The organism is Companilactobacillus bobalius, from assembly GCF_009764355.1.
In genome coordinates this window covers 1-4,405 of the sequence record NZ_LNUA01000074.1, presented here as the reverse complement: position 1 = coordinate 4,405, position 4,405 = coordinate 1, and the positions used below count along the sequence as shown (strand labels likewise).

General features: G+C 42.8%; 5 protein-coding genes. 3 read left to right on the top strand and 2 right to left on the bottom strand.

All coding sequences use genetic code 11. The features are described from left to right. Positions 1–227: 227 nt before the first annotated feature. Positions 228–1,775, bottom strand: a complete 1,548-nt coding sequence (locus ATN92_RS19790; RefSeq protein WP_234032507.1) for a multicopper oxidase family protein — start codon at positions 1,773–1,775, stop codon at positions 228–230. Positions 1,776–2,004: 229 nt separating this feature from the next. Between ATN92_RS19790 and ATN92_RS19795 the strand changes: the two genes are divergently transcribed. The 3 genes from ATN92_RS19795 (at position 2,005) to ATN92_RS19805 (ending at position 4,002) form a co-directional block, all read left to right on the top strand. After that, on the top strand, positions 2,005–2,277 hold the full coding sequence (locus tag ATN92_RS19795; protein ID WP_080475008.1) for an AbrB/MazE/SpoVT family DNA-binding domain-containing protein: 273 nt from the start codon (positions 2,005–2,007) through the stop codon (positions 2,275–2,277). Positions 2,278–2,545: 268 nt separating this feature from the next. Beyond that, positions 2,546–3,345 (top strand): IS5 family transposase gene (locus ATN92_RS19800; RefSeq protein ID WP_099046409.1). Its coding sequence is split into 2 segments (ribosomal slippage): positions 2,546–2,834 and positions 2,834–3,345, totalling 801 coding nucleotides; the frame shifts between segments, so codons are not numbered across the junction. A 111-nt stretch (positions 3,346–3,456) separates the two neighbouring features. Beyond that, complete coding sequence (locus ATN92_RS19805; protein WP_234032506.1) at positions 3,457–4,002, top strand: hypothetical protein; 546 nt, start codon at positions 3,457–3,459, stop codon at positions 4,000–4,002. A 25-nt stretch (positions 4,003–4,027) separates the two neighbouring features. Here ATN92_RS19805 and ATN92_RS19810 read toward each other — a convergent pair. Further along, positions 4,028–4,405 (bottom strand): DDE-type integrase/transposase/recombinase (locus tag ATN92_RS19810; RefSeq protein WP_158106792.1); only part of this gene is annotated, 378 nt, incomplete at its 5' end.

Sequence of the window (4,405 nt, the reverse complement as noted above, 5' to 3'; positions counted from 1 at the left end):
CGTTCGGATTAATTTTACAATCTACCGTTTTGATAGGTTTGATTTGCGATGCTGGTCAGCGTTTTATCAAGGTAACTGCCCAGATTGTATGCAGGAATTGAAATGGTTACTAACGGTTTGTCTGTCATGATCCTTCCCCTCGATTCACTTTTGGAGTCAGTTTAGTCTCGAACGATTGGGTGGTCAATCAAAGTGGCTTGAAGGCGGACCGAACAAGAAATAGCCCGCTATTCCACCTTAACCTGCCCCATCATCCCATTCTCCTCGTGTTCCAAATTATGACAGTGATAAACAAAGATGCCACGATCATGGAAGCTCATTAGAACGCGGACTTTCTTACCAGGCTTCAAGTTAACAACGTCCATTAATCCAGATTCTGCTGCTGAGGGACGTTTACCGTTGACGGACAGAATTCGAAATTGGGCACCGTGAATATGAAACGGATGATCCATGCCGCCCATCATCGAATCGTTATTGGTGAGGTTCCAAATCTGATTGGTGTGCGGCTTGGCGGTCAGGTCAATTCGATCGGGATTGTAAACCCGACCATTAATCCGAACCATCCGCCCCATGCCGCTAAAACTAATTGTCTGGTGTTTCAAGCCAAATTGGTTCAGCTGCTTGGTGGGCGTCAGGTGATTCAATTTAACTGGCAATGTTCGGCTCCCGGTTCGCTTGGAATGTAGTCGCAGTTGCAGAACCCGCTGCCCGTTGGTCCGTAGAGCCACGTTCTTCGAAGTTGCGTTAGCGGTATTGACAACCACTTCTGCCCGCTGACCCGGTGCCAGATCAATCTGATTCATCTTCACCGGCTGGTTGAGGAATCCACCATCGGTCGCGATTTGGCGTATCGTGGCGCCATGATTTAAGGTGAAATGATAGGTGCGGGCATTTGAACCATTGAGCAGTCGCAGCCGCACCTGATTGGTGGTTACGTTAATGTATGGGTTGAGCGTCCCGTTGACCAGAAGCGTATTGCCTTCGGTGCCATCAGCGTTGTAGTCGGCTTGATAGTCGAACTGACCCGCCTTACTAAAGGTTCGATCCTGAACGACCAATGGAAAGTCATCAACACCGTACTTTTTAGGGAGATTCAACTTCTGGCTGTTCTGGTCGTCCACCAACATGAAACCCGCCAAGCCGTGATATACCTGACTGGCGGTGGTACCCATGGCGTGGGGGTGATACCACAAGGTGGCTGCCTGCTGGTCAACCTTAAACGTGGTTTGCTTGGTCTTTCCCGCAGCAATTGGTTCGAACGGCCCACCATCCGCCTTTCCAGGAACCAGGGCACCGTGCCAGTGCAGCGAAGTCCGTTGGTTCAATTGATTAACCACCTTAGTGTGGACAGTTTGCCCCCGACGGACACGAATTGTCGGTCCGAGGTACGATCCATCATAGCCCATCGTCTTCGTTTTAACGCCTGGTTTAAAGGTTGTGGTGCCGGCCTCGGCCTTCAATGTGTAGTAAACCGAATCACCCGATTTTTTGGTCGGCTTTAAGATTGGCGGTACCGCCAATCTTTTCGCTGCAGTGGTCGCCGTTTTGAGTGGGACATCCGTATCCGAATTTCGCTGGGCGCGACCGGATGAGTTACCACCCATCATCGAATGACCGGAAGATCCACTCCAGCTGCCCATCATTCCGCTACGATTTGAGCTGGAAGACTGTGAATGCTGTTGGGTATGGACAAACCAACCGACATTTCCCACCACGATAATCGCCACAATCACGCCAATGATGATCCACGCTGTTTTCTTCTTCAATATCCCCATCTCCTAATTGTGTCAGCAAGTTTACATATGTAGACGTCAATGCTAGTTTATACCAAACGTCTTCATCGTTCAAGACTGTTTTTTTGGGGGGAGCCAGGCAAATCTTCAGTGATCAAAATGTCAACAACTGCATAAAGCGTCGAATTAAGTCCCTTTACTTTTAAATCTTTCATCCAATATAATCTTAAATGAAGTAAGACCCAAGGGTACTTTATGGAGGGCTTTAATTATGATAAATAAGACAATTACCAAAAGGTTTTCCGTGAAAGGCCAATTTGTTCTACCGTCAGAATTTCGTAAAAAGCTCAATATTAGTTCAGGCGATGAAGTCATTGTTTCACTTAATGATAATCAAGAAATTGTTATCGCAAAAGTGCCAACTAAAGTAGATTGGCATCATTTACTTAAGGATGTGCCAGCTGAAACAGTTGATGTTGCTAAGGATGGCCATTACGATAAAACGAAAGCCCCAAATTTTGCTAAGTGGATGGAAGAAGGCTAGTACATGTCACCAAGGGACACACTATTTTGTCTTTGTCTTTTTTGATGATAGTACTGGCAAAAGTAATCGTGATGAGGTTAACTTATTCAAATTTATCAAAAACAATCAATCAAACCAAAAATGAAGAGCGCTATGCTGGGCTTCTCGCTTCTTAGGAAAATATGAATTCTACAATATAAAGCATGCCACACGCCCTTAGAAGCTGTTTAGTATCTTTGATTTTGACCCAATAATTTGATAAACTACTGTCAAAAAAGTTGGTGATCATATGCAACATTTTAGTCATCATTACCAAAGCGATATTTCTCGGCAACAATTCGATTTGATCCGCCAGGATCTGGAAGCTTCAAGAAAACGAACTCATCCAAAACACATTGATCCTTATGATATCTTCTGTGCCATGCTCTATGTCCTTAAAAATGGTTGTACTTGGCGTGATTTGCCGGCTGATTTTCCAAAGTGGTCCACTGTTTACTACTATTGGATGAATTGGTCGAAAGCCCCCACCCCTGATAAACCAGCTTTATTAACTCAGGTTTTAAAAAAATTGTCGCTGATCGACGATTAAGGCAAGGGCGATCAGCCCGAACTTCGTTCGTCATTTTAGATGCCCAAAGTATCAAGAACACCGCTACCGCTGAAAATAAGGGTTACGATGGTGGCAAGAAGATCTCGGGAATTAAACGGCATTTAGCCGTCGACATCAATGGCTTCCCGCAAGCGATCCATATTACCCGGGCTAACATCACTGATCGTGACGGGGCGATTGCACTCGTTACCCTTAATTTAGAGCAGTTTAAATTGGTTCGAACCATGATGGTTGATAGTGGTTATACCGGCCAAAATTTTGCTAATGAGATTAGCAGTTTAACGTCAGCCAAGGTAATCGTCGTTAAAAGAAATGAGTTACACCAATTTTCGGTTATCCCCCAACGGTGGCTCATTGAACGTTCATTTAGTTGGTTGGGAAATTATCACCGTTTATGGCGTAACTGTGAGCGTAAGCTCAACACTAGTCTCATGATGGTTTCGTTAGCTTTTATCAGGCTACTTCTTAAAAGATACTAAACAGCTTCTAAGTGGGAACTAAATAAAAGTTATCCCGATATCGATAAATTAATACTACTCAGTAAAATATTTGATATCAGTATTGACGAGCTCTTAGGTCAAGATAAACTTTTGAGAAAAGATATTATTATGAAAAGCACTCTTTACAGAAAAAGTATCAGCATTTTAAAGTATTTAGGCCTATTGTTGGCAACTATTTTATTGTTTTTAGGACTAAACTTTTGGAGCAATCAGCTTGATGACTTGCATATTCAAGATGTCAAAATCTACAATACATTTTTCGCCATGGAAAATGGAAAACCTACTTTTTACCTATATGGCAAATTAAAGCCCACCTTTGCCAGTTATAGCGGCGGTGCTTTCACTCAGTACAACAACAGCAATGGAAGTGCCTACGGTTATAATATTAATAAAGACAATGTCCAGATTAATGGCCAACAAACCCATAGTCCATTTGGCTCAAAAGAAGTCGTATTTCGTATTAAAAGCGATCCTAAACATGGATTAACATTGATCAATCAAAATATATACCTTACTGATCAACAACATCACAAAATAAAATTATATGATGCCCACACTAGAACCCAGTCACACAGTCTAGAGCAAAAAGATACTCAAAAGGGTTCTGGTGCAAAATTTAAAACAAATGCACATTAACTAACTTTTCTTGGATATTGACAGCTTACGCTATCAATAATTGCTTCAATTCAGCGGTTACTGAAAACCCGAAGAAACTACCATTTCTTCGGGTTTCTTTTCGAATCGCATAGACAACTTCAACCCCGGCTAAAGTTTTAGCGGCAGTTCGGATGGTTTGAAAACCAGCTGAGCGAACCCGATGTCTTTTAATGAATCGATGGTCTTGCTCAATTAGATTATTGCGATATTTGGAACATTCGTGATTTGCTTTCTCCAATAAGCCGTCTTTAATCACTTGCTTAATGGCTTTTAAAGTTCCACCATATTGGTCAGTTACCAAACAATGGGGACGACCATCGGTCGTAAATAATCGTTTCAAGAAATGGTAAGCGGACTGATAATCACGATGTTTACGTAACTC